Raw genomic sequence first — 1996 nt, forward strand, 5'->3', positions numbered from 1 at the left:
TCCGCTCGCGCTGCCGTCGGGCGAGCGCAGCGTGGACTCGTGCATCGTCGTGACGGGCAGCCACAATCCGCCGGATTACAACGGCTTCAAGATGGTCCTGCGCGGCGCCGCAATCTACGGCGAGCAGATCCAGGCCTTGTATCAGCGCATCGTGAATGACAATTTCGAAAGCGGTGCAGGCACGTACACCGAATACGATATCCAGCAGGTTTATCTCGACCGGATCGTGAGCGACATCAAGCCGGTCCGTCCGATGAAGATCGTCATCGACGCCGGCAATGGCGTCGCCGGCGAACTTGCACCGCGTTTGTTCAAGGCGCTGGGTTGCGAGATCGTGGAGTTGTTCACGGACATCGATGGCACGTTCCCGAATCACCATCCTGATCCGGCGCATCCGGAGAACTTGCAGGACGTGATCAAGGCGTTGAAGGAAACGGACGCGGAGATTGGTTTTGCATTCGATGGCGACGGCGACCGTCTGGGCGTTGTCACGAAGGACGGGCAGATCATTTATCCGGATCGTCAGTTGATGTTGTTTGCGCAGGAAGTGTTGTCGCGCAACAAGGGTGGGCAGATCATTTATGACGTGAAGTGCACGCGCAACCTGGCGAAGTGGGTGCGCGACCAGGGTGGTGAGCCGGTGATGTGGAAGACGGGACACTCGCTCGTGAAGGCGAAGTTGCGTGAGACGGGTGCGCCGCTGGCGGGTGAGATGAGCGGTCACGTGTTCTTCAAGGATCGCTGGTACGGCTTCGATGACGGCCTTTACACCGGCGCGCGGATGCTGGAAATCCTGTCGCGGGTGGATGATCCGAGCAAGTTGCTCAATGACTTGCCGAATTCGCTGTCTACGCCTGAGTTGCAACTGAAGTTGAATGAGGGTGAGAACTTCGAGTTGATCGGCAAGATGCAGAAGAACGCAAAGTTCACTGGCGCGGACGATATTGTGACGATCGATGGGTTGCGGGTCGAGTACCCGGATGGGTTTGGACTTGCACGGTCGTCGAATACCACGCCGGTGGTTGTGATGCGGTTCGAGGCGGATAGCGAGGAGGCGCTGAAACGGATTCAGGAAGATTTCCGTCGGGTGATTTTGGCGGAGAAGGCTGACGCTCAATTACCGTTTTGATTTTGCTGGCGCTGGTGGACCGGGGTGGTCTGCTGGCGCTTTTGGTTGGGGGTGGTGTTGGGTTGCTGCTATTTGCGCTACCGCGCGGTTTGTTCTGGCTGTTCTTTTTTGCACTGTTAGCCACTGTCCGTGGCTGGACTTCATTTCTCGAGTTATTCGCTGGCGCTTGGGACGGTGTTCTTTGCGGTCGGAGTTGATGCCGGGTTGTTGCTGTTTAGGCTACTGCGCGGTTTGTTCTGGCTGACTTTTTTAGCACTATTAGCCACTGTCCGTGGCGGGACTTCATTTCTTTTTCCAACGGCGAAAAAGAAACGAAGCAAAGAAAACGCCTCTCCACCGCGGGCACATGAGTGTCCCGAGCGTGCAGTTCCGGACTGTTTGGTACTTCACAAGAACGCTCGACGCCGCAATCTAGAACACTTGAAACCCTCCCCCTCCGTCAACGGCAACCCACACGCTTCGCCACCAGTGTGGGAATCCGCTAATTAGGCCTCCGCGCTGCGCGCGCTGACGCCCAAACGCAGGGGGTGGCTGTATTGGTGACGAAGTCTTGGGCTAGTTCAAGATGTTGTAGGGCCGCTATGGGCTCAACCCGTTGTTTTACGTGGGCGAGGTTTCCGTATTGACTGCCACAGTTACTGGTGGCGAAGCGTGTGGGTATCCGTGTTCGGAGGGGGAGGGGTTCAAGTGTTGGGGGTTATGGCGTCGAGCGTTCTTCTGAAGTACCAAACAGTTGTCACTGCACGCTCGGGACACTTAAGAATTAGCGGTTGGGAGGCGTTTTCTTTGCTTCGTTTCTTTTTCGCCGTTGGAAAAAGAAATGAAGTCCCGCCACGGACAGTGGCTAATAGTGCTAAAAAAGTCAGC

2 protein-coding genes are annotated in these 1996 nt (G+C 56.4%); one reads left to right on the forward strand and one right to left on the reverse strand.

Annotated features, from left to right (window positions below; translation table 11 throughout):
* On the forward strand, nucleotides 1-1129 hold a 1129-nt coding region (locus ACRXB1_RS35205), incomplete at its 5' end, for a phosphomannomutase/phosphoglucomutase (RefSeq protein ID WP_449494675.1).
* Between the two features lie 683 nt (nucleotides 1130-1812).
* Here ACRXB1_RS35205 and ACRXB1_RS35210 read toward each other — a convergent pair.
* Nucleotides 1813-1996: hypothetical protein (locus ACRXB1_RS35210; protein WP_449494676.1), on the reverse strand; the 184-nt coding region annotated here is incomplete at its 5' end.

Source organism: Caballeronia sp. M23-90, assembly GCF_053574605.1.